The sequence below is a fragment of the Carnobacterium sp. genome (assembly GCF_032094055.1).
GTDB lineage: Bacteria > Bacillota > Bacilli > Lactobacillales > Carnobacteriaceae > Carnobacterium_A.
Window position 1 is genome coordinate 8,546 of sequence record NZ_DAMDAK010000081.1, and the last position, 3,127, is coordinate 11,672.

2 protein-coding genes and 1 pseudogene are annotated in these 3,127 nt (G+C 35.6%); 1 reads left to right on the forward strand and 2 read right to left on the reverse strand.

Annotated elements, in window-relative coordinates:
• Positions 1–904, reverse strand: a pseudogene (locus RT405_RS11030) (phosphoenolpyruvate carboxykinase (ATP)); the annotation flags it as partial.
• A 307-nt stretch (positions 905–1,211) separates the two neighbouring features.
• Here RT405_RS11030 and RT405_RS11035 point away from each other — a divergent pair.
• A complete protein-coding gene (locus RT405_RS11035; RefSeq protein ID WP_313469685.1) occupies positions 1,212–1,643 on the forward strand; it encodes a GNAT family N-acetyltransferase in 432 nt (143 codons plus the stop codon).
• A gap of 125 nt (positions 1,644–1,768) precedes the next feature.
• Here the strand turns inward: RT405_RS11035 and RT405_RS11040 are convergent, their stop codons facing one another.
• Complete coding sequence (locus RT405_RS11040; protein WP_313469686.1) at positions 1,769–2,557, reverse strand: arginase family protein; 789 nt, start codon at positions 2,555–2,557, stop codon at positions 1,769–1,771.
• Positions 2,558–3,127 lie beyond the last annotated feature (570 nt).

The window sequence follows — 3,127 nt, forward strand, 5'->3', positions numbered from 1 at the left end:
AGTAAGCCGGTTCTAAAGCAATTGAAGTTCCATCAGATAAAGAAATAATAAAGGCATCGTCATGCAAAACTTCAATTTGATATTTCTGATTGTGTTTCGCATGTGTCAGTGTCGATTTACCTGAACCAGATAATCCAAAGAAAGCCGAAACGTAATTTGATCCATCCGCTAATGTAAACTTCTTTTGACCCCCATGACAAGAAGCATACCCCATTCGATGAGCTGTAGCCCAAGCTAGCGTTAAAGTAGCTTTTTTCAATTCGCCAAAATAATTCATTCCTAAAATAATAGCTGCATTATGGTCTGTATCAAAATATGCTAATCCCATAGGGTAATCAGGATGATGCCAAGTCGGATCAGAATAAATAAAAATATCTCCAGCATCGATTTTACGAGATGCTGCATACATCTTATCGTAGAAATCATTGGTTACTTGGAAATTCAACAGCCAGGAATACAAATTATTTTCTTGACCTTCCGGTACTGAAAGATGGGCTTTGACCATAAATTCTGAATCCAAACCTACATAAGCAGCTGTTTTATAGCGTTTTTTTAAAGACCCTTGGTAAACAGCATCTCGAACGATTGCCGCTAACTTAGCGTCTTCCTCTTGGTTGTTTCCTACGATTCTTCGAGCAGCTGCCGTTCTTCCGACAACCGAACCACCATTTTCGACTAAAACCTTTGTGTCCTCGGGCAAGTCCAATTTTTCTGGGTATTTTACAGGTAAATCTGTTACGATGGTAACTGGAGCTTTTAGAGCTAATCCATAAGCCTCAGCTACACTCGTTACTTTATTCACATTATTTCCGTACATAGAAGTCTCAATCACTGCTCGCAATGGCGAAAAAATCGGGTTGTCTTTTCTAATATCTGATTTTTGAAAAGTTTCTTTTGTCGACATATGATCCTCTCCTTATCTCATAATAGCTGCCTGTTCAAAAGTACAGCAGTAATGTGCATCACACCTTCCACTACTTAAAGCTTTCCTCCTTTCACTTAAGTTTAAGAACCTTTAATATATATAAAGCGCTTTCATACCTCTCTTTATCATACAAATAATGTTGTCAAAATGCAATAAAAAACAGCTTGTTAATTACTTAATTATAAAAATCTGTGAACATGTCTAGGCATACTTCTCTTGTTGACTTTCATTCAACGCTTTGTCAAAATAGAACTTATCAAGTTGTAATTTTAGGAGGACTGTATTAATGATGAAGATTCATATAGGTAACGAAATTTGGAATAAAGCAGCCGCTTTTTATGTGCGCATGTCTGTCTTTGTCCTAGAAAGAAATATGAAACTGGAAGAAGAGTTTGATGAACAAGATCGTTCCTCTTTAGTTTACGTGGTAATTTACGATAATAAACAGCCTGTATCTACCGGAAGATATGAATTACTTGATAATGCAACGATTCGAATTGGGCGAATTGCCACATTGAAAGAATATCGCGGGCAGAACTTGGGAAGAACTGTCATTCAAACATTAGAAAAAATTGGTCGTAAGAAAGGATGCACAAAAGCTGTTATTCATTCCGAACAGTCTGCTGCTTCTTTTTATAAAGAAATAGGCTATACAACAGCATCTGAAGAATTTTATGAGAATGAAGTACCTTGCGTCCTTTTGAAAAAAGACCTGTGACAAGCTTGATTAATAATTGCTTTCTGGCTAAATTTTCCCAGCCCTCATTAAGAGAAAAAAGACTCTCAAATAAATACTTCTAGCTGTTTTCTTTTTATTATTTTAATTTATGAATCAAGGCTTCTTTAAGGTAAAGCCACATTTACTTGTTTCATTTTTTTAGCTAGAAAATCAAATAACCGTTTATTTATTGCAGCGGATTTTTTCCGGTATTCAGTCATAGGGTAACGAAATTCTGAAGTATAATCCCATTCTAAATCCCCACACACATCTGCGCCGATCAACTGATGATCATGGAGAATTAAATCTATTGACTGAATCAGCTTTTCTATTTTAATATTACCCTGGTTCCAATTAGTCTGAACTTCTTTTTCTGATAATATATCTCGGTCTACACTAACATAGATATCGGTAGTTGGAATAGTTTCAGAAATTTCCGCCATTTTCTCATCAGTCATTTCTTCTTCTCTAATAATCTCAATTTTCTGACCAACTTCAGGCAACATCTCTTTTTCTTGTTCTTCTCCTACCCCAATAATGTAGACTTTTTTTAAATTGGGTAAATAAAGAACTGCATCATTTATCCAAGACCCGCAGGAAATCAAGTCTTTGTAAGCAAGCTTTCCAGCGTCATTATGGTGGTCATAGACAATCAAAGTAAAAGGAGTTTTTATTTTTTTCAATATCCCATAAGACAAGTAATGAAAATTTCCATTACCCAAAAAGAAAAGCTGAGATGTTGATTGAGCCTCTATTCTTTGAAAGATAGTCTGCATTGCTTCTGCAGAACATATCGCATTTGTCCCGTAAATATCCGCAATATCAATTATGCATGAGTAAAGGTCTTGATAGATTTTTTCAATACTATCCTTGTACTTATTACTAATAATGGTTACATTACTTTCATTTTGCATTCACTACCAGCTCCTAACTGCTTACTTTCTATTATAGTATCCGTTTTCAATTTTACAATAGGAATCTTAAGGCACTTAATAAAAGGTATTAAATATATAGCTTTTAAGTTCCACTATTTTCCCAGTTCAATCAACTACATAGTCTCATTGCCTCATTTCTTGCACTACTATTCAAAAAAAGATTCTTTCAGCACATTTTGAAATCACCACTACCAGTTATCGAAAAGAAAAGGCTCTTTATCAAACATACTAAGATTAGATAGTGAGATTTACTCCGGAATTTATGTGTCTGCTTGCAAGAAGACATGGGATCGTCTAGAGCCTTATCTGTCTCCAGTCTTTCAAGCCACAAACGAAGTATAATCGCTTCGTAATTCGCATTGAATCCTTTACATGGCTGCAAGCAACCACTATACCTCCAAAAATTTCAAGATTGTGGAATAGATTCATTTTACTGATCAACATCAAAAATGATAGAACCAAAGAAAAAAGCACCAACAGTACAAAGACTGTTGATACTTTTTAGAACACCGGCGGCCGGAATCGAACCGGCACGCCCTTGCGGGCACA

Coding starts and splice junctions, on each gene's coding strand:
- RT405_RS11035 (WP_313469685.1), top strand. CDS start 1,212: ATGATGAAGATTCATATAGGTAACGAAATTTGGAATAAAGCAGCCGCT.
- RT405_RS11040 (WP_313469686.1), bottom strand. CDS start 2,557: ATGCAAAATGAAAGTAATGTAACCATTATTAGTAATAAGTACAAGGAT.